The organism is Acidovorax sp. Leaf160 (assembly GCF_001424265.1).
GTDB lineage: Bacteria > Pseudomonadota > Gammaproteobacteria > Burkholderiales > Burkholderiaceae_C > Paracidovorax.
This window is the reverse complement of sequence record NZ_LMOV01000001.1, coordinates 340,824-363,668: the sequence shown is the minus strand read 5'-3', so window position 1 is coordinate 363,668 and position 22,845 is coordinate 340,824. Positions and strand designations below refer to the sequence as shown.

At 71.1% G+C, this 22,845-nt stretch carries 24 protein-coding genes; 3 read left to right on the top strand and 21 right to left on the bottom strand.

Annotation, left to right across the window (positions count from 1 at the left end; genetic code table 11):
- Positions 1 to 2: 2 nt before the first annotated feature.
- The 18 genes from ASF94_RS01550 to ASF94_RS01465 form a co-directional block, all read right to left on the bottom strand.
- A complete protein-coding gene (locus tag ASF94_RS01550) occupies positions 3 to 953 on the bottom strand; it encodes a xanthine dehydrogenase family protein subunit M (RefSeq protein WP_056660473.1) in 951 nt (316 codons plus the stop codon).
- Positions 950 to 1,594 (bottom strand): aldehyde dehydrogenase iron-sulfur subunit PaoA, encoded by a 645-nt coding sequence (gene paoA / locus ASF94_RS01545; protein ID WP_056660470.1) that lies wholly within the window; start codon positions 1,592 to 1,594, stop codon positions 950 to 952. The genes ASF94_RS01550 and paoA overlap by 4 nt, the downstream gene beginning before the upstream one ends.
- Before the next feature lie 682 nt (positions 1,595 to 2,276).
- Positions 2,277 to 3,140, bottom strand: a complete 864-nt coding sequence (locus ASF94_RS01540; protein WP_056660467.1) for an alpha/beta hydrolase — start codon at positions 3,138 to 3,140, stop codon at positions 2,277 to 2,279.
- A 1-nt stretch (position 3,141) separates the two neighbouring features.
- Positions 3,142 to 3,534, bottom strand: a complete 393-nt coding sequence (locus tag ASF94_RS01535) for a RidA family protein (protein WP_056660465.1) — start codon at positions 3,532 to 3,534, stop codon at positions 3,142 to 3,144.
- 47 nt (positions 3,535 to 3,581) lie between these two features.
- Positions 3,582 to 4,046: a thioesterase family protein gene (locus ASF94_RS01530; RefSeq protein WP_056660462.1), complete on the bottom strand. Its 465-nt coding sequence runs from the start codon at positions 4,044 to 4,046 to the stop codon at positions 3,582 to 3,584.
- Positions 4,047 to 4,063: 17 nt separating this feature from the next.
- A complete protein-coding gene (locus ASF94_RS01525; RefSeq protein WP_056660806.1) occupies positions 4,064 to 4,765 on the bottom strand; it encodes an ABC transporter ATP-binding protein in 702 nt (233 codons plus the stop codon).
- 68 nt (positions 4,766 to 4,833) lie between these two features.
- The gene (locus tag ASF94_RS01520) at positions 4,834 to 5,628 is read right to left on the bottom strand and encodes an ABC transporter ATP-binding protein (RefSeq protein ID WP_056660459.1); all 795 of its coding nucleotides are present in this window, start codon (positions 5,626 to 5,628) and stop codon (positions 4,834 to 4,836) included.
- The gene (locus ASF94_RS01515; RefSeq protein ID WP_235505208.1) at positions 5,625 to 6,653 is read right to left on the bottom strand and encodes a branched-chain amino acid ABC transporter permease; all 1,029 of its coding nucleotides are present in this window, start codon (positions 6,651 to 6,653) and stop codon (positions 5,625 to 5,627) included. Before ASF94_RS01515 ends, ASF94_RS01520 begins: the two co-directional genes overlap by 4 nt.
- Positions 6,654 to 6,678: 25 nt before the next feature.
- Positions 6,679 to 7,599, bottom strand: a complete 921-nt coding sequence (locus tag ASF94_RS01510; protein ID WP_056660456.1) for a branched-chain amino acid ABC transporter permease — start codon at positions 7,597 to 7,599, stop codon at positions 6,679 to 6,681.
- A 43-nt stretch (positions 7,600 to 7,642) separates the two neighbouring features.
- Positions 7,643 to 8,845, bottom strand: coding sequence for an ABC transporter substrate-binding protein (locus ASF94_RS01505; protein WP_056660452.1), 1,203 nt, complete (start codon positions 8,843 to 8,845; stop codon positions 7,643 to 7,645).
- On the bottom strand, positions 8,842 to 10,524 hold the full coding sequence (locus ASF94_RS01500; protein WP_082492891.1) for an AMP-binding protein: 1,683 nt from the start codon (positions 10,522 to 10,524) through the stop codon (positions 8,842 to 8,844). The genes ASF94_RS01505 and ASF94_RS01500 overlap by 4 nt, the downstream gene beginning before the upstream one ends.
- A 78-nt stretch (positions 10,525 to 10,602) precedes the next feature.
- Positions 10,603 to 11,796 (bottom strand): acyl-CoA dehydrogenase family protein, encoded by a 1,194-nt coding sequence (locus tag ASF94_RS01495; RefSeq protein WP_056660449.1) that lies wholly within the window; start codon positions 11,794 to 11,796, stop codon positions 10,603 to 10,605.
- Between the two features lie 118 nt (positions 11,797 to 11,914).
- Complete coding sequence (locus tag ASF94_RS01490) at positions 11,915 to 12,766, bottom strand: enoyl-CoA hydratase family protein (RefSeq protein ID WP_056660446.1); 852 nt, start codon at positions 12,764 to 12,766, stop codon at positions 11,915 to 11,917.
- Positions 12,763 to 13,428: a MarR family transcriptional regulator gene (locus ASF94_RS01485; protein WP_082492890.1), complete on the bottom strand. Its 666-nt coding sequence runs from the start codon at positions 13,426 to 13,428 to the stop codon at positions 12,763 to 12,765. Before ASF94_RS01485 ends, ASF94_RS01490 begins: the two co-directional genes overlap by 4 nt.
- 1 nt (position 13,429) lies before the next feature.
- Positions 13,430 to 14,224, bottom strand: a complete 795-nt coding sequence (locus ASF94_RS01480) for an SDR family NAD(P)-dependent oxidoreductase (RefSeq protein ID WP_056660443.1) — start codon at positions 14,222 to 14,224, stop codon at positions 13,430 to 13,432.
- Positions 14,224 to 16,587, bottom strand: coding sequence for a bifunctional salicylyl-CoA 5-hydroxylase/oxidoreductase (locus tag ASF94_RS01475; RefSeq protein ID WP_056660440.1), 2,364 nt, complete (start codon positions 16,585 to 16,587; stop codon positions 14,224 to 14,226). The genes ASF94_RS01480 and ASF94_RS01475 overlap by 1 nt, the downstream gene beginning before the upstream one ends.
- Positions 16,588 to 16,746: 159 nt before the next feature.
- Complete coding sequence (locus ASF94_RS01470; protein ID WP_056660437.1) at positions 16,747 to 17,043, bottom strand: helix-turn-helix domain-containing protein; 297 nt, start codon at positions 17,041 to 17,043, stop codon at positions 16,747 to 16,749.
- 31 nt (positions 17,044 to 17,074) lie between these two features.
- Positions 17,075 to 17,257: a DUF2256 domain-containing protein gene (locus ASF94_RS01465; protein ID WP_056660434.1), complete on the bottom strand. Its 183-nt coding sequence runs from the start codon at positions 17,255 to 17,257 to the stop codon at positions 17,075 to 17,077.
- Between the two features lie 110 nt (positions 17,258 to 17,367).
- On the opposite strand from ASF94_RS01465, the gene ASF94_RS21645 reads away from it, so the two are divergent.
- From ASF94_RS21645 to ASF94_RS01450, 3 genes are read left to right on the top strand one after another with little or no spacing between them, the layout of a single operon-like run.
- A complete protein-coding gene (locus ASF94_RS21645; RefSeq protein ID WP_235505206.1) occupies positions 17,368 to 17,673 on the top strand; it encodes a hypothetical protein in 306 nt (101 codons plus the stop codon).
- A 20-nt stretch (positions 17,674 to 17,693) separates the two neighbouring features.
- A complete protein-coding gene (locus tag ASF94_RS01455; RefSeq protein ID WP_082492889.1) occupies positions 17,694 to 17,993 on the top strand; it encodes a DUF3253 domain-containing protein in 300 nt (99 codons plus the stop codon).
- Positions 17,994 to 18,004: 11 nt separating this feature from the next.
- On the top strand, positions 18,005 to 18,394 hold the full coding sequence (locus ASF94_RS01450; protein WP_056660797.1) for a hypothetical protein: 390 nt from the start codon (positions 18,005 to 18,007) through the stop codon (positions 18,392 to 18,394).
- Here ASF94_RS01450 and ASF94_RS01445 read toward each other — a convergent pair.
- The 3 genes from ASF94_RS01445 to ASF94_RS01435 all read right to left on the bottom strand — a co-directional run bounded on the left by ASF94_RS01445 (position 18,316) and on the right by ASF94_RS01435 (position 22,830).
- Positions 18,316 to 21,078, bottom strand: coding sequence for an excinuclease ABC subunit UvrA (locus ASF94_RS01445; RefSeq protein WP_056660427.1), 2,763 nt, complete (start codon positions 21,076 to 21,078; stop codon positions 18,316 to 18,318). The genes ASF94_RS01450 and ASF94_RS01445 overlap by 79 nt on opposite strands.
- Positions 21,079 to 21,176: 98 nt before the next feature.
- Positions 21,177 to 21,419 carry a hypothetical protein gene (locus tag ASF94_RS01440; RefSeq protein ID WP_056660424.1) on the bottom strand — a complete coding sequence of 81 codons (243 nt, stop codon included), beginning with the start codon at positions 21,417 to 21,419 and terminating at the stop codon, positions 21,177 to 21,179.
- Positions 21,420 to 21,606: 187 nt separating this feature from the next.
- Positions 21,607 to 22,830 carry a PHB depolymerase family esterase gene (locus tag ASF94_RS01435; RefSeq protein ID WP_156382378.1) on the bottom strand — a complete coding sequence of 408 codons (1,224 nt, stop codon included), beginning with the start codon at positions 22,828 to 22,830 and terminating at the stop codon, positions 21,607 to 21,609.
- Between the last annotated feature and the right edge of the window lie 15 nt (positions 22,831 to 22,845).

Below are 22,845 nucleotides of genomic sequence, written 5' to 3'. Positions count from 1 at the left end.
CTTCAGCTCCTGGCCTGGTTCAGTGCGGCGGCCAGCGTGCGCTCGGCCAGCGGCAGTTTGAAAGCGTTCTCGGGCGTCGGGCGGGCGCCTGCGAAGAGGCGCGCGGCCACGGCCTTGGCACCTTGCGGCATGTCGGCTTCCGCCGCTTCCACGCGCCAGGGCTTGTGGGCCACGCCACCCACCGCCACGCGGCCGCTGCCGCCTGGCTGCACGATGGCAGCCACCGACACCAGCGCGAAGGCGTAGGAAGCGCGGTCGCGCACCTTGCGGTAGACGTGCGTGCCGCCGACCGGCGCGGGCAGGGTGACCGAGGTGATCAATTCGCCCGGCTGCAGCTGCGTTTCGATGTGCGGGGTGTTCTCGGGCAGGCGGTGGAAGTCGGCGATCGGGATCACCCGGGTGGCGCCGTCGGCGCGCACGGTTTCCACCGTGGCGTCCAGCACGCGCATCGCCACGGCCATGTCGCTGGGATGGGTGGCGATGCAGGCATCGCTGCTGCCGATCACCGCCAGCTGCCGGCTGTAGCCGCCGATGGCCGAGCAGCCGCTGCCCGGCTGGCGCTTGTTGCAGGCCATGTTGGTGTCGTAGAAATACGGGCAGCGGGTGCGCTGCAGCAGGTTGCCGGCCGTGGTGGCCATGTTGCGCAACTGGCCCGAAGCACCGGCCAGCAGCGCGCGCGACAGCACGCCATAGTCGCGCCGCACCGTGGGGTGCGCCGCCAGGTCGCTGTTGCGCACCAGCGCGCCGATGCGCAGCCCACCCTGGGACGTGGCTTCGACCGTATCGAGGCCGATGCCGTTCACGTCCACCAGATGGGCGGGGGTTTCGATCTGCAGCTTCATCAGATCGAGCAGATTGGTGCCGCCCGCCACGAATTTGGCGCCGGGCTTGCCCGCCACGGCGGCTGCGGCCTGGGCCGACGATGTGACGCGTTCGTAAGTGAAGGATTTCATGCCTTGGCCCCCGCCACTTCCGTGATGGCGTCGACGATGTTGGAATAGGCGCCGCAGCGGCAGATGTTGCCGCTCATGCGTTCACGCAGCTCTTCGGCCGACAGCATCGGCTGGGCCGTCAGGTCGGCGCTGACATGGCTGGGCGTGCCGCGCTTGATCTCGTCGATGACCCCCACGGCGGAGCAGATCTGCCCGGGCGTGCAGTAGCCGCACTGGTAGCCGTCGTGCTTGACGAAGGCGGTCTGCAGCGCGTGCGGCGCCTGGGGCGTTCCCAGGCCTTCGATGGTGGTGACGCTGGCACCCTCGTTCATCACCGCCAGGCTGAGGCAGGATATGACGCGCCGGCCGTTCACCAGCACGGTGCAGGCGCCGCACTGGCCGTGGTCGCAGCCCTTCTTGGTGCCGGTGAGGTGCATGTTCTCGCGCAGCGCATCCAGCAGCGTGGTGCGGGGATCCACCTCGAGTTGGCGGGGAGCGCCATTGACGCTCAAGCGGACGGACATGGGTGCGGCGGCAGCTGTCATGGTGGTGGGCTTGGGTTGGGAGGGTGTCGCGGCAGGCACCGCCGTGGCGGCGGCCGACGTGGCGCCAGCGATGAGCAGGTCGCGCCGCGAAAGGGGGAAGTGGGCGTTGGGGTCCATGGGGCGTCCGTTGTTGTGGTCGCGGTCATTTCGCCGCGGCTCGTGGGGTAGCAGGCGCAAGGCGCACCACTTCCGAGAGCCTCGTCCATCTGCAGTGTTGCGGTTGTAGGTGGCGGGCTGAACAGCGCGTGGGCCGGCCCTTCCGACCCACCCGGCGCTGACCCGGCTGGGTACAGGCATCTCGCGCCACTGCGACGCATCGCGGCACCGGGAAGGGGCGAACTGGCCGCACTCAGCCAGTGCCACGACGCGCCCGGCCAGCGGGTGGCGGCGCCGTTTGCCTTGCCGGCAGCGCCCTACCAGCAGAGACTCGAAGTTCCCGCGCTGCAAAGGCTCCGGCGGCCCTGACACCACGGAGAGCTTTACCTGCCCCGACCTGGCCCCCGCCCCAGCCCGCGCCCGAAAAAATCCCCAGGGGGCTCGCGCCGCCTGGGGAGTTTCTCAATCGGTCGTCCGCCGCTGCGGACGCGTGCCAGCTCAGCGGCGACGGTAGCCGGCCGCCATCGGCGTTCCGGTGCGCTTGGCCTGGAATTTCTTCCACAGAAAACCGGCGACAGCCATCAGAATCATCTTGCGCATGGAGAGGTCCTCGTTGAGTTGAGCCGAGATGGTCGTCCGGATGGCGCGCCTCGCCTGTAGGAAGCGCGTGCAACGCCATGTCGGCGGCTGGGATCGGCCGCCGTCAGCGGGGGCGGGACAGGGCCGCGACCAGCCAGTCGCACAGTGCGCTGGCGGGATCCTCGAAGCCGTGGATGGCGCTGAAATGGTGGGCCTGCGGCTGGTCCAGCAGTTCGGCATGGTTGCCCGCGGCGCGCCAGGCATCGTGCCAGGCCATGGTCTGGCGCGCGAATTCCGGCTGCTCCAGCCCGCCCCAGGTCAGCAGCACCGGCGTGGGGCTGGGGCGCACGTGCAGCACCGGGGAGCAGCGCCGCACCGTCTCCTCGGTCAGCTGGATCCTGGGCTGCAGGTAGCTGTAACGCAGCGGCGCCAGGTCGTAGAGGCCGCTGGCCATCGCCGCGCACTTGAAGGGGTCCTGCGGCAGGCCGTAATCGCGTGCCCACTCCGTCTGCAGGCACATCGCCGCAAGATGCCCGCCCGCCGAGCTGCCGCCCACGGCCACGCGCTGCGGGTCGCCGCCGTGCTCGCCGATGTGGCGCAGCACCCAGGCGCAGGCCGCGCGCATCTGGCGCACGATTTCATCGATGGTGACGGCCGGACACAGGGCGTAGTCGGGCACCACCACGGTGATGCCGCGCTGCACCAGCCCCAGCGCCACGCAGCTGAATTCCTTCGACGACAACGCCCGCCAGTAGCCGCCGTGGATGAAGACGAAGACCGGCGCCCCCGGAACGTCTGCCGGGAAGATGTCCAGCGTCTCGGCCCGCGTGGGGCCGTAGGGCACGTCCAGCGTGCACCGCAGCGCCCCGCGCGCATGGGCGCTGCGCTCCTGGTAGTGGCGCATCTCGGCGGCGCGGTCGGCCACGGGAATGGCCGTGTCGTACTGCGCGTCGATCTGCTCCTGCGTGGCGAAGTCGCGGTAGAGCATGTCAGTCGGGAATGACGGCCGTGACCTCGATCTCGACCTTGGCGCGGTCCTCGATCAGGCCCGACACCTCCACCGCCGTCATCGCGGCGTTGAAGCTGCCGACGATCTCGCGGAAGGCCTTCCCGATCTCGGGATAGGCCGCCACGTAGGCCTTGCGGTCGGTCACGTACCAGGTCATGCGCACGATGTGCTCGGGCCGCGCGCCGCCCTCGGCCAGCACGGCGACCACGTTCTGCAGCGCCTGGCGCACCTGGCCGGCCAGGTCGTCGGTGTGGAAGACGCCCTCGGCGTCCCAGCCGATCATGCCGGCCACGAACACCATGCGGCCGCGCGCCGCGACGCCGTTGGCGTAGCCGCGGGGCCGGGGCCAGCCGGGGGGAAGAAGAGTCTGCATGCTTGTCTCCGGGAAAAGGGAATTCTGCGGCGCCCCGTCGCGTGCCGTCAGCGCGGCAGCCGCGCCAGCGCCTCGCGCACGTCATCGGGCAGCGCGCGGGCCTTGTGGGTCTTGAGGTCGGTGGCCACCAGCACTTGGCGCGAGCGCATGCGCTCCTCGTCGCCGGCGCGGCAGTGCAGCGCCAGGGTGATGGAGCTGTTGCCCACGCGCTCCACCGCCAGGCCCAGGGTCACGTCGTCGCCCATGCGGCTGACGGCGCGGAACTCGCACTCCAGCCGCACGATGGGCATGCCGATGCGGCGCGGCCCAAGCAGCCCCGAATACGACACGCCCAGGCAGTCGTTGAACCAGTCCTCGACCAGCCCGTTGAGCATGACCAGGTATTGCGGAAAGAACACGATGCCGGCCGGGTCGCAGTGGGCGAAGCGGATGCGCAGCGGCCGCTCGAAAACCACGGGCGATAGCGATGGCGATGGCGTGGCCGAGGGGACGGAAGAGTCGGGAGAGGACATGAGGAGAGTCGAAGAGGTCATACGCCGATGTACTGCTGCCAGAGGCCCGGGTCGGCGGCCAGCGCAGCCGAATCGCCCTGCCAGACCACGCGGCCGCGCTGCACGATGGTGTGCCGGTCGGCCAGCTGGATCAGCCGCTGCACGTACTTGTCGATGACCAGGATGCTCTGGCCCTGCGCGCGCAGCTGCGCCAGGCAGTGCCAGATCTCTTCGCGCACCAGCGGGGCCAGGCCCTCGGTGGCCTCGTCCAGCACCAGCAGGTAGGGGTTGGTCATCAGCGCGCGGCCGATGGCGAGCATCTGCTGCTCGCCGCCCGACAGCTGGTTGCCCATGTTGCGCGACCGCTCGGCAAGCCTCGGGAACAGCGCATAGACACGTTCCAGCGTCCACGGGTCGGGCGACTGGTTGCGGTTGCCCGCGAAGGCGCGCAGGTTCTCGGCCACCGACAGGTTGGGGAAGATCTGCCGGCCTTCGGGCACCACCGCCAGGCCCATGCGGGCGATGCGGTCGGGCTCCAGCCGCTCGATGCGTTCGCCCCGGAAGCGCACTGTGCCGCCCCGCGCCCGCACCAGGCCCAGCAGCGACCGCACGGTCGTCGTCTTGCCCATGCCGTTGCGGCCCAGCAGCGTGGCGACGTCGCCCGCGTCGATGCGCATGCCGACGCCGAACAGCACCTGGCTGCTGCCGTAGGCGGTCTGCAGGTCGTCCACCTCCAGCAGCACCTGCCGCCCCGAAGCGGCGCGGGCAGCGGCCGGCGCAGCCGCCGGCGGATTGAGCGACTCGTGCGTCATGCCTCGGCCTCCACCGGCAGTTCGTCACCCAGGTAGGCACGGCGCACGTCCGGGTGGTTGCGGATCTCGGCCGGTGTGCCGCAGGCGATGACGCGCCCGAACACCAGCACCGAGATGCGGTCGGCCAGGCGGAACACGGCGTCCATGTCGTGCTCGACCAGCAACAGCGTGGTGCTTCCGCGCAGCGATTGCAGCAGCGCCACCATGCGCTCGGATTCGTCCGGCCCCATGCCAGCCATGGGCTCGTCCAGCAGCAGCAGCCGGGGCGCGGTGGCCAGCGCCAGGCCCACTTCCAGCTGGCGCTGCTCGCCATGGGCCAGCGCGCCGGCCAGCGCGTGCAGCTGCGCGCCCAGGCCCACCCGCTCGACCACCTCGGCGGCCTCCGCGTAGCGGGCGCGCTCGGCGCGGGCCGCCTGCCAGAAGCGCATGCTGCTGCCCTGCCGCGCCTGCACGGCCAGGGCCACGTTGTCCAGCACCGACAGGCGCTTGAAGATGCTGGTGATCTGGTAGGAGCGGGCCAGGCCGCGCAACACGCGCTCGGGCATGGCCTGGCGGGTGATGTCGTCACCGCCGAAGACGATGCGGCCCGCGTCCGGTGCGAGCGCGCCCGAGATCTGGTGGATCAGCGTGGTCTTGCCCGCGCCGTTGGGGCCGATCAGCGCATGCAGCTCACCGGGCTGCACGCGCAGCTCGGCATGGTCGGTGGCGGTGAGGCCGCCGAAGCGCTTGACGAGGCCGTCCACGTGCAGCAGCGGAGCAGCGCTTTCGGTTTGCAGGGGCTGAACGCTCATGCACGCTTCTCCCGCCGCAGCAGGCCGGCCAGCCCGCGCGGCGCGGCCAGCACCACCAGCAGCAGCACGGCACCCAGGATGAACTGCCAGTGGATGGTGTAGGCCGCGAGCACTTCCTCCAGCAGCAGGAACACCACAGCGCCGATGAAGCCGCCCCAGAGGTGGCCGACCCCGCCCAGGATCACCATCACCATCAGCAGGCCGGACTGGTTCCACTGCAGCAGCGACGGGCTGACGAAGCTCGACTGGTTGGCCAGCAGCGCGCCCGCCAGGCCGGCCAGCCCGCCGGCCAGCGTGAACGCCGCGAGCTGATAGCGGTAGACCGGGAAACCGATGGCGAGCATGCGGGTTTCGTTCTCGCGGATGGCCTGCAGCACATGGCCGAAGCGGGCATTCAGCAGCCGCTGGATCAGCAGGAACGCCAGCACGAAGAGCACCAGCACCACGTAGTAGAAGCGCGTGTCGCTCGCCAAGTCGAACCCCCCGCCCAGCACCGAGCGCCCCGCCAGGGTGAGCCCGTCTTCGCCGCCCCAGGCTTTGACCGACACCATCAGGTAGAACAGCATCTGCGCGAAGGCCAGCGTGATCATGATGAAGTACACGCCCCGCGTGCGCAGGCTGATGGCGCCCACCACCAGGGCGAACAGGGCGCTGGCCAGCACGGCGGCGGGCCAGGCGATCCAGGCCGACACCACGCCCTGCTGCATCAGGATGCCCACCGCATAGGCGCCGATGCCGATGAAGGCGGCGTGGCCGAAGCTGACCATGCCGCCGAAGCCGAGGATCAGGTTCAGGCTGGTGGCGGCCAGCGCGAAGATCAGGATGCGCGTGGAGAGCCCGACGTAGAAGGCCTCGCCCAGAGCCGAGGCCACCAGCGGCAGCGCGGCCAGCAGCACCAGCAGCGGCAGCGTCCACCGCAGGTGCAGCGCATGGTCGAAGAGCCCGGGTGGCCCCCCGGCAGGCGATGCCGCCCGCGGCCCGGCCGGCGGCGGCGAATGGGAGGAGGAAGAAGAAGCGGTGTGCATGCGGAGGAATTTTTCGGCCATTGCGTCAGCCGTGCGCCGGGAACAGCCCGCGCGGCTTCCAGAACAGCACGGCGGCCATCAACAGGTAGATCAGCATCGACGCCACCGCGGGGCCGGCGCCGCTGGCGGCCTCGGGGCCCAGCCAGTGGCCGAACGCCAGCGGAATCAGCGCGCGGCCGGCGGTGTCGACCAGGCCCACCAGCAGGGCGCCGAACAGCGCGCCTCGGATGGAGCCGATGCCGCCGATCACGATCACCACGAAGGCCAGGATCAGGATGCTCTCGCCCATGCCCACCTGCACCGCCAGCAGCGGGCCCAGCATACCGCCCGCCACCGCGCACAGCGCCGCGCCCAGGCCGAACACCGCCGTGAACAGGCGGCGCACGTTGGTGCCCATGGCCAGCGCCATCTCGCGGTTGGACGCGCCTGCGCGCACCTGCATGCCCAGCCGGGTGCGGGTGACCAGCACGTAGAGCAGCAGCGCCACGCCCAGGCCCACGCCGATGATGAGCAGCCGGTAGGCCGGGTAGAAGAAGCCGGGCAGCAGCTCCACCGGGCCGGCCAGGCTGGCCGGTGGGTTGAGCGCGATGGGCTGCGAGCCCCAGACCATGCGCACCCCCTCGTTGGCCATCAGCAGGATGGCGAAGGTGCCCAGCACCTGCGAGAGATGGTCGCGCTGGTAGAGCCGGCGCAGCACCGTCACCTCCAGCAGCATGCCGATCACCGCCGTGCCCGCGATGCCGGCGGCGAGGCCGATCCAGAACGAACCGGTGGCCGCCGCCGCGGTGGCGATGAGGTAGGCGCCCACCATGTAGAGCGAGCCATGCGCCAGGTTGATCATGTCCATGATGCCGAACACCAGCGTGAGGCCGGCGGCCAGCAGGAACAGCATCAGCCCGAACTGCAGCCCGTTCAGCGACTGCTCCAGCACCAGCACCCCGGTCATGGCCTGGCCCCGCTCACGGCGTCGATGGGGATCGCTGCGCCGGTCATGCCGCCGGCATCTTGCAGCTGCCGACGTAGGCGTCTGCGTGGCTCTTGAACACGGTGCCCAGCGTGCGGTTGGTGACGCGGCCCTGCGGGTCCTTGGTGATGACGCGCAGGTAGTAGTCCTGGATCGGGAAGTGGTTGGTGTTGAACTTGAACGGGCCGCGCACCGATTCGAAGCGCGCGGCTTCCAGCGCACGGCGCACCGCGGCCTTGTCGGCCAGGTTGCCCTTGACGTCCCGCACCGCGCCGTCGATCAGCCGCGCCGCGTCGTAGCCCTGCGCCGCATACAGCGTGGGCAGGCGGCCGTATTCCTTCTGGAAGTCGGCCACGAACTTCTTGTTGGCGGCGTTGTCCAGGTCGTGCGCCCAGAGGGAGCTGTTGAACATGCCGAGCATGGGCTCGCCCACCGCCTTGATGACGTCTTCGTCGGCAGAGAAGCCGGGGCCGAAGAGGGTCATGTCCTTGGACAGGCCCGAGCCCACGAACTGCTTGATGAAGTTGATGCCCAGGCCGCCCGGCAGGAAGATGTAGACCGCGTCGGGCTTGGCGGCGCGCATCTTGGCGATCTCGGCGCCGTAGTCGAGCTGGTTGAGCGGCGTGTAGCTCTCCAGCAGCACCTCGCCCTTGTAGAAGCGCTTGAAGCCGGCCAGCGCGTCCTTGCCGGCGGGGTAGTTGGGCGCCAGCAGCGCGACGCGCTTGAACCCCTTGTCCTGCACCGTCTTGCCGACGGCTTCGTGCAGGTTGTCGTTCTGGTAGCTGGCGCTGAAGAAATACGGGTTGCACTGCTCGCCCGCGTACTGCGAAGGGCCCGCGTTGGCGCTGATGTAGAACGTCCTGGAGGCGAAGGTGGGCGCGCCCACCGCCAGCATCACGTTGGAGAACACCACGCCGGTCATGAAATCGACCTTGTCGCGCTTGATCAGCCGGTCGGCCGTCTGGCGGGCCACGTCCGGGCTCTGCTGGTCGTCTGCCACCACCACCTCGGCAGGCAGGCCGCCGAGCTTGCCGCCGCCGTGCTTGACGGCCAGCTGAAAGCCGTCGCGGATGTCCACGCCGAGGCCCGCGCCCGGTCCGGACAGGGTGCTGAGCAGGCCGACCTTGACCGCGTCGGCGGCCTGGGCCGTGAAGGCCAGGGCGGCGAGCGCGGCGATTGCCAGGGGCTTGAGCGGGGAGGCGGCGGAGACGGCGGAGACGGTCTTCATGGGGCAACCTTTCTGTCGGTGGAAGGGGTGGCTTGGCGGTGGTCGGTGCCTGCGCCGGCCGTGCCAGGGGCACCGGCCTGGCCCAGGCGGAACCGCTGGAGTTTGCCTGTTTCGGTGCGCGGCAGGGAGGTCGCGAAGGCCACGGCGCGTGGGTATTTGTACGGAGCCACCGTCTGCTTGACGAATTCCTGCAGCGTGCGGGCCATCTCGGGCCCCTCGGCATGGCCGGGCCGCAGCACCACGAAGGCCTTGACGATCTGGCCCCGCTCCTCGTCGGGCACGCCGATCACGCCGCATTCGGCCACCGCCGGGTGCTGCAGCAGCGCCTCTTCCACCTCGGGCGCGGCGATGTTGTAGCCGGCCGAGACGATCATGTCGTCGGTGCGGGACTGGTAGTGGAAGTAGCCGCCCTCGTCCATCAGGTAGGCGTCGCCCGTCAGGTTCCAGCCGTTCTGCACGTACTGCGCCTGGCGGGCATCGTCCAGGTAGCGGCAGCCGGTGGGGCCCTGCACGGCCAGCCGGCCCACGGTGCCGGGCGGCACCGGACGGCCCTCGGCGTCGACCACGCGGGCGCGGTAGCCGGGCACCGCCGTGCCGGTGGCGCCCGGCCGCGCGCGCGATTCGTCGGCCGAGATGAAGATGTGCAGCAGCTCGGTGGCGCCGATGCCGTCGATGAGCTCGATGCCGGTGGCCTGCTTCCAGAGCGCCCGCGTGGCGGCGGGCAGCGCCTCGCCGGCCGACACGCACCGCCTGAGCGTGCTGGCGCGGATCGCGTCGCCGTGGGCCGCCAGCGTGCGGTACGAGGTGGGCGCGGTGAACAGCACGGTGGCGCCATAGTCGCGGATGCCCTCCAGCAGCTGGGCGGGCGATGCCTTTTCCAGCAGCACGGTCGATGCCCCCACGGCCATCGGAAACAGCAGCAGGCCGCCCAGCCCGAAGGTGAAGGCCATGGGCGGGCTGCCGATGAAGACGTCATCGGCCGAGGGCCGCAGCACGTGGCCCGGCCAGCAGGCGCAGATGGCCATCACGTCGCGGTGGAAGTGCATGGTGGCCTTGGGCACGCCGGTGGTGCCGGAAGTGAAGGCCAGGATGCAGGTGTCGTCGGCCGCGGTGTCTAGGTTGTCGAAGGTGGCGGGCCGCGCCGCCATCGCGGCCTCCAGCCCCTGGGGCGAGGGGTCGTTGAAGCAACGCACCTGCCGCAGCACGGGACAGGCCCGGGCAGCGACCTGCAGCTCATCGGCCAGCCGCAGGTCGCAGAGCGCGTGGCTGACCTGGCCCTTGTCGATGATGGCCTGGAGTTCCTTGGCGCGCAGCAGCGGCATGGTGGCCACTGCGATGCCCCCCGCCTTCATCACCGCGAACCAGCAGGCCGCGAGCATGGGCGTGTTGGGGGCGCGCAGCAGCACGCGGTTGCCGGGCACCAGGCCCATGTCGCCGACCAGCACCTGGGCGATGCGATTGGCCTGCGCCAGCAGGTCCGCATAGGTCCAGCGCAGGCCGGCGCCCTGCACGCAGAGCCGGTCGCCCCAGCCCCTGTCGATCGCGCGGTCGAGCAGTTCGACACCGCAATTGAGGCGCTCGGGGAACTGCAGCTCGGGCAGCTCGAAGAGAAATTCCGGCTGCATCGCGACGGGCGGCAGCCGGTCGCGGGCGAAGGTGTCGATGTGTGCGCTGGCCATGCGGAAACCCCTTGTGGTGCGACGCGTTTCGAAGATCCGAATCCGTTGTGCAGTCAAGCCATCGGCAAGCCAGCGGCGTCAGCCGGCCGGTGCCGCACCGGCGGGCGTGTTCCACGCGCGCAGCAGGTCGCGCGCGATGATGAGCTGCTGCACCTCGGTGGCGCCCTCGTAGATCCGCAACGACCGGATCTCGCGGTAGAGGCGCTCCACCGGCTGTTCGCTCACCACGCCCAGGCCGCCCCAGATCTGCACCGCCATGTCGATCACCTGCTGCGCGTTCTCGGTGGCGGTGAGCTTGGCCATGGCGGCTTCGCGCGTCACGTTGTGGCCCTGGTCGCGCATCCAGGCGGCGCGGTAGGTGAGCAGCGCGGCGCTGTCGATCATGGTGGCCATCTGGGCGAGCTTCGCCTGCGTGAGCTGGAAGTCGGCCAGCACGCCGCCGAACATGCGGCGCTGCGTGGCACGGGCCAGGGCTTCGTCGAGCGCCCGGCGCGCGAAGCCCAGCGCGGCGGCGGCCACCGAGGTGCGGAACACGTCGAGCGTGCGCATGGCGATCTTGAAGCCCTCGCCCGCCGCGCCGATGCGCTGCGCGGCCGGAATGCGGCACTGCGTGAAGCGCAGGCGCGCCAGCGGGTGCGGGGCGATCACCTCGATGCGCTCGGCGATCTCGAAGCCGGGCGTGCCGGCATCGACGATGAAGGCGCTGATCCCTCTGGCTCCAGGGGCCTCGCCGGTGCGGGCGAAGACCACGTAGAAGTCGGCGATGCCGCCGTTCGAGATCCAGGTCTTCTCGCCGTCCAGGAGGTAGTCGCCGCCCTCCCCCGCGCCCTCCTCCTGTCGCGCCGTGCAGGCCATGGCCGCCACGTCCGATCCCGCCTCGGGCTCGGACAGCGCGAAGGCGGCGATCGCATCGCCCGCCGCCACGCGGCCCAGGTAGCGGGCACGCTGTGCGTCGCTGCCCGCCAGCGAGATGGCGCCCGAGCCCAGCCCCTGCATGGCGAAGGCGAAGTCGGCCAGCCCGGCGTGGCGCGCCAGCGTCTCGCGGATCAGGCAGATCGCGCGGGTGTCGATGGCGTCGCCCGCCCCGGCCGCCACCGCGTGCCGCAGCCAGCCGGCCGCGCCCAGGCTGCACACCAGCGCGCGGCAGGCGTCGTCCACGTCGCGGCCGTGGGCGTCGGTGATGTGCCGCACGGCCCAAGCATCCAGCTCGCGGGCCAGATCGCGGTGGCGCTCGTCGAAGAAAGGCCAGTCGAGATAGCGGGTGTCGCTCATGAGGTTTCCTTGCCGCGCGCCATGTGGACGGCTAATTTCCGAATCGAATCAGGCTCCAGCGCTTGCTACATAAGCGCCAGAAGCTATTATTTTCATAGCATCTGCAGCCAGTGCGGGCTCAGTGGCCCTCGAACACCGGCCGGCGCTTGTCGACGAAGGCGCGGTAGGCGCGCTCGAAGTCGCCGGTCAGCATGCAGAGGGCCTGGGCCTGGGCTTCGGCCTCGATGGCCTGGTCCACCGTCATGGCCCATTCCTGGTGCAGCATGGTCTTGGTGATGCCGTTGGCGAAGGTGGGGCCGGCCACGATGTCATGGGCCAGCTTCTGCGCCTCGGCGAGCAGCGCGTCGGGCTCGCACAGCCGGTTGAAGAAGCCCCATCGCTCGGCTTCGTCTCCCGGCAGCGAACGGCCGGTGTAGAGCAGCTCCGACGCCCGCCCCTGGCCGACGATGCGCGGCAGGATGGCGCAGGCGCCCATGTCGCAGCCGGCCAGGCCCACGCGGTTGAAGAGGAAGGCCGTCTTGCTGCGCGCCGTGCCCAGGCGCAGGTCCGACGCCATGGCCATGATGGCGCCGGCCCCGGCGCACACGCCGTCGATGGCCGCGACGATGGGCTGCGGGCAGTGCCGCATCTCGGACACCAGCGCGCCGGTCATGCGGGTGAACATCAGCAGCTCGGGCGCCTTGAGCTGCACCAGCGGGCCGATGATTTCATGCACGTCGCCGCCCGAGCAGAAGTTGCCGCCCGCGCCCTGCAGCACCACGGCATGCACGTCGGTGGCCTGGCGCAGGCGGTGGAACAGGTCGCGCAGCTCGGCATACGAGTCGAAGGTGAGCGGGTTCTTGCGCTCGGGCCGGTTCAGCGTGATGGTGCCCACGCCGCCTTCCACCTGCCAGAGGAAGTGCGTGGCGGCGTAGCCCGCCAGCGGGGTGCGGTTGCCGGCGATGAGGGCGGGGTCGATGCGGTCGGTCATGGTGCGGTCTTGGGCTTGCGAGAGGGGGCGGGTCGGGCGGCTGAGGCTTGCCGGGCGCGGCCGCCGGTGGATGCGGTGGGCTTGAGCTGGGGCGGGGCCGGGGCCGCTGGCAACCCTGCCTGGTGCTCCGCCTGGCGCCCGGCCAGCTGCACCCGCAGCCGGCCCAGCTGGTCGTAGAGCTGTTCCTTGTCGGTGGCGCCCAGCCCCGCAAACATGGCGGTGAGCCAGGTCTCGTGCTCGGCGGCCATGGCGGCGAAGTCGCTGCGGCCCTTGGGGGTGAGCGCCACGCGCCAGGAGCGGCGGTCTTCCGGGTCGTCCACCCGCGTGACCAGGCCCTCCTTGGCCAGCTGGTCGGTCAGGCCGGTGATGTTGCCGCCCGTCACCATCAGGTAGCGCGACAGCGCGTTCATGCGCAGGCCGCCCGGGTGGCGCTGCAGTTGGGCCAGGTAGTCGAAGCGCGGCAGCGTGGTGGCGAAACGCGCCCGCAGCCGCTGGCTGATCTGCTGCTCGATCTGCGTGCTGCAGGCCAGCAGCCGCAGCCAGATCTTCAGGTCGATGTGGTCGCCGGCCACCGCGCGGGCCTCGTGGCCGATGCAGTCGTCGGCCAGCATGGGCGCGGACGATGGGCCAGGAACAGGAACAGGAACAGGGCTGCTTGCCATCTCACATCACCTCGCCGCCCGAGACGGAAATCGACTGGCCGGTGACCGCCGCCGCGCCGTCGCCGCAGAGCCAGGCCACCGTGTCGGCCACTTCGGCCGGCGACACCAGCCGCCCCTGCGGATTGCCGCGCACGAACTCGGCCTGCGCCTGTTCGGCGCTGCGGCCCGTCTTGGCGGCCACGCGCTCCACGCTCTCGCGCACGATGTCGGTGTCGGTGTAGCCCGGGCACACCGCGTTCACGGTGATGCCCTTGCCGGCCAGCTCCAGGGCCAGGGACCGCGTCAGGCCGATCACGCCGTGCTTGGCGGCGGCGTAGGCGGCAACGTAGGCATAGCCGCGCAGGCCGGCGGTGCTGGCGATGTTGACGATGCGGCCCCGGGTGCCGCCCGCGCCCGGGGCAGCGGCCGCCAGCAGGTCGGGCAAGGCGGCCTGGGTGCAGCGGAAGGTGCCGGTCAGGTTCACGTCCAGCATGCGCTGCCAGTGCGCGGCATCCATGCGGTGGAACGGCGTGCTCTCGGCCTGGCCCGCGTTGTTGACCAGGATGGCGACCGGCCCGGCCGCAGCCCGCGCGGCGGCGAAGGCCTGCGCCACGCTGGCGTCCGAGGTGATGTCGCATGCCACGGCCAGCGCCTGGGCGGAGGCCGGCAGTTCGGCCGCCAGCGCCTGCAGGGTGCCCAGGTTGCGGCCCAGCAGGGTCAGCACGGCACCCTCCTGCGCCAGCCGGCGGGCGATGGCCGCGCCGATGCCGCGTCCCGCGCCGGTGATGACCGCATGGCGGCCTGGCAGGGACGCCATCAGTTCGCCTCCGCTTGCAGGGCGCGCTGCAGGGGCGACAGAGCGGCCTGCGCGGCGACGGCGCGTTCACGCTCCAGGTTGCGCTCCAGCTGCACCTTGCCGGCCTGGTACTGGCGGGGCCACTCGGCACCGAAGTAACCGATGCGCGCCGCCTCGTTGAGCGTCCAGGCCGGGTTGGCCAGATGCGGGCGGGCGACGGCGCAGAGGTCGGCCCGGCCGGCGGCGATGATGCCGTTGACGTGGTCCGCCTCGGAGATCGCACCCACCGCCATGGTCGGAATGCCGGCCTCGTTGCGCACGCGGTCGGCGAACGGCGTCTGGAACATGCGGCCGTAGACCGGTTTTTCCAGTTTGCTCACCTGGCCGGAAGAGCAGTCGATCATGTCGGCGCCCGCCGCCTTGAAGGCGCGGGCGATCTCGATGGCGTCATCGGGCGTGATGCCGCCCTCCACCCAGTCGTGGGCGGAAATGCGCACCGACATGGGCCTGTCCTGCGGCCACGCCGCGCGCATGGCGGCGAACACCTCCAGCGGGTAGCGCAGCCGGTTCTCCAGCGAGCCGCCGTAGTCGTCGGTGCGCTGGTTGGTGAGCGGCGAGATGAAGCTGCTGAGCAGGTAGCCGTGCGCGCAGTGCAGTTCGAGCCAGTCGAAGCCGGCTTCCTGGGCCCAGCGCGTGGACTGGGTGAACGCGTCGCGCACGCGGTCCATGTCCGCCCGGGTCATGGCGCGCGAGGTGTCGCTCACGCCCTGCAGGTACTGCTGCGGCGAAGCGGAAAGCAGCGGCCAGCGCTCGCCTTCGGGCAGCGGCTGGTCGATGCCCTCCCAGGCGACGCGCGTGGCGCCCTTGGCGCCAGCATGGCCGAGCTGGAGGGCCATCTTCGCGGTGCTGTGGGCATGCGCGAAATCGACGATGCGCTTCCAGCCATCGCGCTGGGCCTCGTTCCACAGGCCCGGGCAGCCGGGGGTGATGCGTGCGTCGGGCGACGGGCAGGTCATCTCGGCGAAGACCAGGCCCGCCCCGCCCAGGGCGCGGGCGCCCAGGTGCATCAGGTGGTAGTCGGCGGGCAGGCCGTCGGTGCAGGAGTACTGCGCCATGGGCGAGACGACGACGCGGTTCTTGAGCACCAGGCCGCGCAGGGCGTAGGGCGTGAACATCGGCGGCACCGGGGGCTGCTGCGCGTCGCCGCGCTGCGGCAGGCCGGCGCGCTGGGCGATCCAGTCTTCGTACCGCTCCACGTAGCCACGGTCGCGCAAGCGCAGGTTTTCATGGCTGATGCGCTGGCTGCGCGTGAGCAGCGAATAGGCGAACTGCTCGGGCGGCAGGCTGGCGTAGCGGTCCACGTTCTCGAACCACTCGGTGGAGTTGCGGGCCGCGTTCTGGATGCGCAGCACTTCGACGCCGCGCACCGCTTCGTAGTCGGCCAGCGCAGCGGCCAGGTCGTCCGGCTGGCGGCCGATGCAGCGGGCCAGCTCGATCGCGTCTTCCAGCGCCAGCTTGGTGCCCGAGCCGATGGAGAAGTGCGCGGTATGGGCCGCATCGCCCATCAGCACCACCGGCGCATGGCCGTTGTGGTGCACCCAGCGCTTGCAGATCACGCGCGGAAAGCGGATCCACTGGGCCGAGCCGCGCAGGTGGCTGGCGTTGGAGATCAGCGGGTGGCCGCCCAGGTGGCGCGCGAAGAGCCGCTCGCAGAAGGCGATGGCCTCTTCCTTGTCCATCGCCTCCAGCCCGGCGGCGCGCCAGACCTTTTCAGGGGCTTCGACGATGAAGGTCGAGGTGCTGTCGTCGAAGCGGTAGGCATGCGCCTGGAACCAGCCGTGCTCGGTCTTCTCGAAGGCGAAGGTGAAGGCGTCGAACAGCTGGTGCGTGCCCAGCCAGACGAAGCGGCACAGGCGCAGGTCGATGTCGGGCTGGTAGGTGGCGGCGTACTTCGTGCGGATACGGCTGTTGAGGCCGTCGGCCGCGATCACCAGGTCGGCGTCGGGGTAGTCCTCGTCGCTCTGCACGTCGGTCTCGAACACCAGCTCGACCCCCAGTTCCTCGCAGCGGGCCTGCAGGATGTTGAGCAGCCGCTTGCGCCCGATGCCGCAAAAGCCGTGGCCGCCCGAGCGCACCGTCTGGCCGTGGCTGTGGACGTCGATGTCGTCCCAGTGGTTGAAGGCATCGAGGATCTGCGCGGCGGTGACCGGATCGGCCGCCTGCAGGTTGCCCAGCGTCTGGTCGGAGAACACCACGCCCCAGCCGAAGGTGTCGTAGGGACGGTTGCGCTCCACGACGCGGATGTCGTGGGCCGGGTTCTGCAGCTTCATGAGCAGCGCGAAATACAGCCCCGAGGGCCCCCCGCCGATGCACACGATCTTCATGACCTGCCGCCTTGCCGAGTCCAGAAGCGGTCAGTTTGGTTCTCAATAGTTTAGTTGTCAACTAAATCGACACCCGCAGAAACCCGGGGGCGGAACCGTGTCGTCCGCGCCGTCACGCCGCGCCGGTCCGTGCGGCAGCACGGAGCGCGAAGCGACAACTCAGGAAGCGGCGTTGTTGGCGGCGTTGGCGGCGGCCGGCGATCCGCCAGCTTGCGGGCGGCATGCCACCTCGACGCCGTACAGCGCCAGCAGCCCCAGCACATGGCCGATCGCCACGCCGGGCTCGCCCGCCTCGACGCGCCCGATGGTCTGCACATGCACGCCCAGACGGGCGGCGGCTGCGGCCTGCCCCTCGCCTGCGGCCAGGCGCGCCTGCCGGGCCGCGGCGCCCAGCGCGCGGATGGCGGCGAGGGTCTCGCCGGAAATGTCTGCGGATACACGTTTGCCTTGAGCCATGGCGGGATTCTGACCGGGCTTCAGCCCTTGTTCATTTGTGGCGCCGGCAGCGTTCCGAGCAGTACTTCACTTCTTCCCAATTCTTCGCCCAGCTGCGCCGCCAGGTCATGGGCAGGCCGCAGCCTGCGCAGAGCTTGCTGGGCAGGTTCGCCTTGTTGCCGGCATGCGGCGGGCGCCCGCCATCGGCGGCGGAAGAAGATTTGCCTCGGGCCATGGGCGGATGGTATCCCGTCCCACACCACACGCCGCCTGCCGCCCACCCCCGCGCAGTGCGCCGCGAGGTGTGATGCGAAGTCACGTCAACACGTCTTGGGAGACGACCGCATGAGCACCTCGCACCGCAGGAAAAAGAAGAAGACCAGCCGCGCCAGCCCCTGGAACAGGAGCAACCCGAAGTCCGTCCAGCGCAGCAAGCGCCTGACGCCTGCGCAGAAAGCCACTGCCAAGCGCCGCGCGAAGAAGGCCGGCCGGCCCTATCCGAACCTGGTGGACAACATGCACGTGGCGGCAAAATCTTCCAAGTCCAAGTCCAAGTCCAAGTCCAAGTCCAAGTCCAAGTCCAAGTCCAAGTCCAAGTCCAAGTCCAAGTCCAAGTCCAAAGCAAAGTCCCAGTCCAAAGCCAGGTCCTGACGCTCCGCCGCTGCACCGTCATGCCCGACGTCCGATCCGCTCACGCCCCGGCCCCGCCGGAAAGCCTGCCGCAGGCGGCGGTGGAAGCGCGCATCTTTTCCCTGCTGGCGGCGCGCCAACCCCAGGCGACCATCTGCCCCTCCGAGGTAGCCCGCTCCCTCGCAGCGCCCGGCGACCGCTGGCGTGACTGGATGCCGCACATCCGCGAGGTGGCACGGAACCTCGCCCTGGCCGGCCGCCTGCGGGTGACCCGGCAGGGGGTGCCGGTCGATGCCACCGCGCCGGGCGGGCCCATCCGGCTGGGGCGGGTGGACGAGTGACGCGGCGGGGCATGGACGCGTCGGACACGCCGCCGCAAGGCAGCGCGCAGTCCCATCCCGTGACGCCCGACGGCCGCTATTTCGTCGTGCGCGGCCGGCTGTGGCGCATGGCCGACCCGGCCCTGGCCGAGGGCGAGCGCAGCGCGCTGGTGCGCCAGCTGATGGCGGCCCGGCGCGCGCTGCGCGCGCCCGGCACCGCAGAGGACCGGGCCGCCGCACGCGACGCGGTGCAACGCACCAAGGAGGCGCTGGGCGAGCGCGGCCCGGTATGGTGGAAGGACGGCGCGCCGGACGAGAACCGCAAGCTGGTGCGCAATTCGTCCTATGCCGCCTGGGGCCGCGCCGCCGGCGTCGCAGAGCCGCCGCCGTCCGCAGCCGGCCGCAAGGCGCGGGCCAGATAGGGGGCGGTGCGCGACGCGGCATGCTGCGCCACGGCCTGCGGCGTGCCGGCGGCGACGATGCGCCCGCCCTCGTCGCCCGCGCCCGGCCCCATGTCGATGACCCAGTCGCTCGATGCGGCGAAGTGCATGTCGTGCTCCACCACGACGACCGTGTTACCGGCCTGCACCAGGGCGTCCAGCTGCGCCAGCAAGCGGTCCACATCGGCCGGGTGCAGCCCGGTGGTGGGCTCGTCCAGCACGTACAGCGTGTGGCCGCGCTGCGTGCGCTGCAGCTCGGTGGCGAGCTTGATGCGCTGGGCTTCGCCGCCCGACAGCTCCGTGGCCGGCTGCCCCAGCCGCAGGTAGCCCAGGCCGATGGCCTGCAGCACCTGCAGCGGCCGCAGCACGGAGGGCTCCTGCGCGAAGGCGTCGCACGCCGCATCCACGGTGAGCTGCAGCACGTCGGCGATGGTGAGCCCGTTCCAGGTGATGGCCAGCGTCTCGGGGTTGTAGCGGGCGCCGTGGCAGGTCGGGCAGGGCGCGTAGACGCTGGGCAGGAACAGCAGTTCCACGCTCACGGAACCTTCGCCCTCGCAGGTCGGGCAGCGGCCCTTGGCGACGTTGAACGAGAACCGGCCGGCGTCGTAGCGCTTCCTGCGCGCCGCAGGCGTGGCGGCGAAGAGCTTGCGCACGGCGTCGAACAGGCCGGTGTAGGTGGCGAGGTTCGACCGCGGCGTGCGCCCGATGGGCTTCTGGTCCACGCAGACCAGCCGGTGGATCTGCCCGGCCGCACCGCCCAGCCGCCCCGTCACCGCAGCCGCCGTGGCGGGCATGCCGCCGGCGCCCGGGTCGTCGTCGCCTGCTGCGGCATCGGGCGGGCCGTCCGGCATGGGTGGTTCATCGCCGTCGGCGAGCGCCCCCTCGTGCCCCAGCCGCGCGCCCACCAGGTCCAGCAGCGCATGGCTGACCAGGCTCGACTTGCCCGAGCCGGAGACGCCCGTGACGGCCGTGAGGCAGCCAATGGGGAAGGCCGCATCGACGCCGCGCAGGTTGTGCCGGTGCACGTCCTCCAGCGTCAGCCAGGATTGCGGCAGGCGCGGGCTGCGGCGCGGCCGCTCGGCGGCATCACCGAACAGGTAGCGCCGCGTCTGCGAAGCGGCCACGCCGGCCAGCCCCGGCGGCGGGCCGCTGTAGAGCACCTGGCCGCCGCGCTCGCCCGCCTCGGGGCCCACGTCCACCAGCCAGTCGGCGCGCTGCATGGTCGCCACGTCGTGTTCCACCACGAAGATGGAGTTGCCGGCGGCCTTCAGGCGCTCCAGCGCCGCCAGCAGCGATGCGGTATCGGCAGGGTGCAGGCCGGCCGAGGGTTCATCGAGCACATAGACCACGCCGAAGAGCTGCGATGCCAGCTGGGTGGCGAGCCGCAGGCGCTGCAGTTCACCCGGCGACAGCGTGGGGGTGGCACGGTCGAGCGAAAGATAGCCCAGGCCCAGATCGGTCAAGGCGCGGATGCGGCCCAGCAGTTCGGCTGCGATGCGCTGGGCCGCGATCCGCTTTTCGGCCGATTGCGACGCAGTGCGCCGCACGTCGGGCGCGGCGGCATGGGCAGAGCCGCCTGCCGCCACGCGGGCGGCGGTGGCCCGGGCGCGTGCAGCGCGGGGCAGCGGCTTGTCGTTGCCAGGCGAAGCGGCACTGTCGCCCTGCCCTTCGGCCACCGGCTGCAGCAGCCCCGCCAGGGCCGCCAGCGGCAGGTGCGTGAAGTCGCCGATGTCCAGCCCCCGGAAGGTGACGGACAGCGCCTCCGGCTTGAGCCGCTTGCCGGCGCACACCGGGCACGGCGTGCCGACCATGAAGCGCGAAACCTTGCGCTTCATCATCGCGCTCTGGCTGGTCGCGAAGGTGTGCATGACATAGCGACGCGCGCCGGTGAACGTGCCCATGTAGCTGGGCTGCTGCTTCTCCCGCCGCGCGCGGCGTGCTTCCTGCAGCGTGAAGCCGGCATAGACCGGCACGGTGGGCTGCTCGTCGGTGAAGAGGATCCAGTCGCGCGTTTTTTTCGGCAGGTCGCGCCAGGGCACGTCGATGTCGTGGCCCAGGGTGGTGAGGATGTCGCGCAGGTTCTGCCCCTGCCATGCGCTGGGCCAGGCGGCGACGGCCCGCTCGCGGATGGTGAGCGAATCGTCGGGCACCATCGAGGCCTCGGTCACCTCGTAGACGCGGCCGAGCCCGTGGCAGTGCGGGCACGCACCCTGCGGCGTGTTGGGCGAGAAGTCTTCCGCATACAGCATGGGCTGGTCGGCGGGGTAGTGGCCGGCCCGCGAATACAGCATGCGCACCAGGCTGGAGATGGTGGTGACGCTGCCTACCGACGAGCGCGCCGTGGGCGTGCCGCGGTTCTGCTGCAGCGCCACGGCGGGTGGGAGGCCCTCGATGGCATCGACCTGCGGCACGCCGACCTGGTCGATCAGCCGGCGGGCGTAGGGGGCGACGGACTCGAAATAGCGCCGCTGGGCCTCGGCATAGAGCGTGCCGAACGCCAGCGACGACTTGCCCGAGCCGGAAACGCCGGTAAAGACCACGAGGGCGTTGCGCGGGATGCGTACATCGACGTTCTGCAGGTTGTGCTCGCGCGCACCGCGCACCTCGATGAAGCCCTGGCCAGCAGCGAATTCAGAGGCGGGAGGTCGGTCGTTGTCGCGGGGCATGCAGGGCGGTTTTCAGGGGTGGGCGGGACGGATATCCCGTGTGGACGGACGCCGCAGCCCCTACGCAGGGCAGCGCCGTCCCATGGCTTGAGCCGACATCAGCGCTTTGGTGGCTCCGACTGCGCCGGGACGGCGATGTGGGGCGATTCGGTGCCATAGCTGCTGGCCGGGTCGTAGATCTTGTCGCGCCACATGAAGGCGACGGCCGCGACGACGACGGCCGCCACCGCCACGGCCGTGCCGATCACCCCGATGCTGGGGGCGCGGTGTTTGGTCTGGGCGGCATGGGGCTTTTCGCTGGCGGGGGCGTCCGTTCCGGACAGGGGTTTGGTCGTGGGCATGGCGTTCTCTCCTGGAGCTGAAGCCACAAGTTAACCGGCCCACCCACCCCCGCCTGTCGGACAAGTTGGAAGCTGCTGTCAGCCGCCAGCCGCCAGCCGCCAGCCGTCGCCGGGCGGGCGCTTCGCCGGCCTGCGGAGTCGCCGGGTGAAAGACCGCCGCCCTGGAGCGGCTCTGCACGGGCGCCCGCTACCCCTTGCGGGCATGCTGCAGGAAGAACCGGAGCATTTCCGCACTCGCATCCACGCCGCCGGGGTGGGTATAGGTACCCGCAGCGCTGCCGCCGGACCAGGCGTGGCCGGCGCCATGCAGCGTCCAGTACTCGACCGTGGCGCCGCCACCGGCATCGGTGTAGACGGTGCGCGTGTGCCGCTCGCCCCGGCTCGACCGGCCCTGGGTGGCTTCGCACGCCCCTTGCCGCCCCGCCGCCCCCTGCGCCGCATCGGCCGCCAGGCTGCCCGCACGGGCGATGGCCGCCCCATTGCGCACATGCACCGTGGTGTCGGCGTCGCCATGGAAGACGATGGTGGGCACGGCGGCACGCGGCAGTCCGGCACCGCCCCTGGGCTGCGCGGCGGCCTGCCCGTTGCGCATGACGGCCAGCGCCGATGCCACATCCGCCGCCGCGCCCTGCGGCAGGCCGGAATGCACCCCCACGGCGGCGAACACGTCGGGGTAGCACTGGCCCAGGATGTCGGCCATGGCGCCCCCGGCGGAAAGCCCTGCCACATAGATGCGAGCGGGATCGACGGCATGGGCGGCGCACACCGCCTGCACCAGCGCCACGAGGGCGGCGGGCTCGCCCCGCCCACGCTGCTGGTGCTGCGGCTTGAACCAGTTCCAGCACTTCTGGGCGTTGTCGCGCTGCGTCTGTTCAGGGTAGAGCACGACCACGCCGTGGTCGCGTGCCAGCCGGTTCATCTGCGTGCCGGCCGCAAAGTCGTCGGCGTTCTGCGTGCAGCCGTGGAGCATGACCACCAGGGGCCGCGGCGCTCCCGCCGCCGTCGCTACGGCGGTGCCTGCCGTTTCCGGGGGCAGATAGAGACGGTAGGCCAGCGTGCGGCCGCGGTGGCTGAAGCTGTCGCGCAGCCAGCGCTCGCCCGCCCCATCGGCGTTCGCGCTGCCAGCAGCGCCCGCCCAGGATGCTCCGTCGCCGGCCGCCGCACCTGCTGGGCGACCGGCCGGATGCGGCCCGTCGTCGATCACGCGCGTCAGCCCATCCAGCACCCAGCCTGGCGCCGCCTGCCCAGGCGGCGTCCCCCGGGGGGCAGGCCCGGGCCCGGAGTGCGCGCGAGTCGGGGCCAGCCCGGCGTCGCGCAGGGCCCGCTGGATGGTGTCGGTCGCCTCGGCCAGCCGGCCGGCGTGGGTGGACTGGGCGGCGTCAGCCATCCATTGGGAAAAGCGGTCGTTCATGCGGGGGCTTTCTTG

What these genes read in the sequence shown, in the direction of transcription:
- ASF94_RS01520 (WP_056660459.1), bottom strand. Translation starts at nt 5,628, where the DNA reads ATGAGCGTTCAGCCCCTGCAAACCGAAAGCGCTGCTCCGCTGCTGCAC.
- ASF94_RS21645 (WP_235505206.1), top strand. Translation starts at nt 17,368, where the DNA reads ATGAGCACCTCGCACCGCAGGAAAAAGAAGAAGACCAGCCGCGCCAGC.
- ASF94_RS01495 (WP_056660449.1), bottom strand. Translation starts at nt 11,796, where the DNA reads ATGAGCGACACCCGCTATCTCGACTGGCCTTTCTTCGACGAGCGCCAC.
- ASF94_RS01470 (WP_056660437.1), bottom strand. Translation starts at nt 17,043, where the DNA reads ATGGCTCAAGGCAAACGTGTATCCGCAGACATTTCCGGCGAGACCCTC.
- ASF94_RS01540 (WP_056660467.1), bottom strand. Translation starts at nt 3,140, where the DNA reads ATGCTCTACCGCGACTTCGCCACGCAGGAGCAGATCGACGCGCAGTAC.
- ASF94_RS01505 (WP_056660452.1), bottom strand. Translation starts at nt 8,845, where the DNA reads ATGAAGACCGTCTCCGCCGTCTCCGCCGCCTCCCCGCTCAAGCCCCTG.
- ASF94_RS01450 (WP_056660797.1), top strand. Translation starts at nt 18,005, where the DNA reads ATGGACGCGTCGGACACGCCGCCGCAAGGCAGCGCGCAGTCCCATCCC.
- ASF94_RS01490 (WP_056660446.1), bottom strand. Translation starts at nt 12,766, where the DNA reads ATGACCGACCGCATCGACCCCGCCCTCATCGCCGGCAACCGCACCCCG.
- ASF94_RS01465 (WP_056660434.1), bottom strand. Translation starts at nt 17,257, where the DNA reads ATGGCCCGAGGCAAATCTTCTTCCGCCGCCGATGGCGGGCGCCCGCCG.
- paoA (WP_056660470.1), bottom strand. Translation starts at nt 1,594, where the DNA reads ATGGACCCCAACGCCCACTTCCCCCTTTCGCGGCGCGACCTGCTCATC.
- ASF94_RS01530 (WP_056660462.1), bottom strand. Translation starts at nt 4,046, where the DNA reads ATGTCCTCTCCCGACTCTTCCGTCCCCTCGGCCACGCCATCGCCATCG.
- ASF94_RS01535 (WP_056660465.1), bottom strand. Translation starts at nt 3,534, where the DNA reads ATGCAGACTCTTCTTCCCCCCGGCTGGCCCCGGCCCCGCGGCTACGCC.
- ASF94_RS01500 (WP_082492891.1), bottom strand. Translation starts at nt 10,524, where the DNA reads ATGGCCAGCGCACACATCGACACCTTCGCCCGCGACCGGCTGCCGCCC.
- ASF94_RS01485 (WP_082492890.1), bottom strand. Translation starts at nt 13,428, where the DNA reads ATGGCAAGCAGCCCTGTTCCTGTTCCTGTTCCTGGCCCATCGTCCGCG.
- ASF94_RS01435 (WP_156382378.1), bottom strand. Translation starts at nt 22,830, where the DNA reads ATGAACGACCGCTTTTCCCAATGGATGGCTGACGCCGCCCAGTCCACC.
- ASF94_RS01445 (WP_056660427.1), bottom strand. Translation starts at nt 21,078, where the DNA reads ATGCCCCGCGACAACGACCGACCTCCCGCCTCTGAATTCGCTGCTGGC.
- ASF94_RS01510 (WP_056660456.1), bottom strand. Translation starts at nt 7,599, where the DNA reads ATGACCGGGGTGCTGGTGCTGGAGCAGTCGCTGAACGGGCTGCAGTTC.
- ASF94_RS01515 (WP_235505208.1), bottom strand. Translation starts at nt 6,653, where the DNA reads ATGCACACCGCTTCTTCTTCCTCCTCCCATTCGCCGCCGCCGGCCGGG.
- ASF94_RS01440 (WP_056660424.1), bottom strand. Translation starts at nt 21,419, where the DNA reads ATGCCCACGACCAAACCCCTGTCCGGAACGGACGCCCCCGCCAGCGAA.
- ASF94_RS01480 (WP_056660443.1), bottom strand. Translation starts at nt 14,224, where the DNA reads ATGGCGTCCCTGCCAGGCCGCCATGCGGTCATCACCGGCGCGGGACGC.
- ASF94_RS01550 (WP_056660473.1), bottom strand. Translation starts at nt 953, where the DNA reads ATGAAATCCTTCACTTACGAACGCGTCACATCGTCGGCCCAGGCCGCA.
- ASF94_RS01455 (WP_082492889.1), top strand. Translation starts at nt 17,694, where the DNA reads ATGCCCGACGTCCGATCCGCTCACGCCCCGGCCCCGCCGGAAAGCCTG.
- ASF94_RS01475 (WP_056660440.1), bottom strand. Translation starts at nt 16,587, where the DNA reads ATGAAGATCGTGTGCATCGGCGGGGGGCCCTCGGGGCTGTATTTCGCG.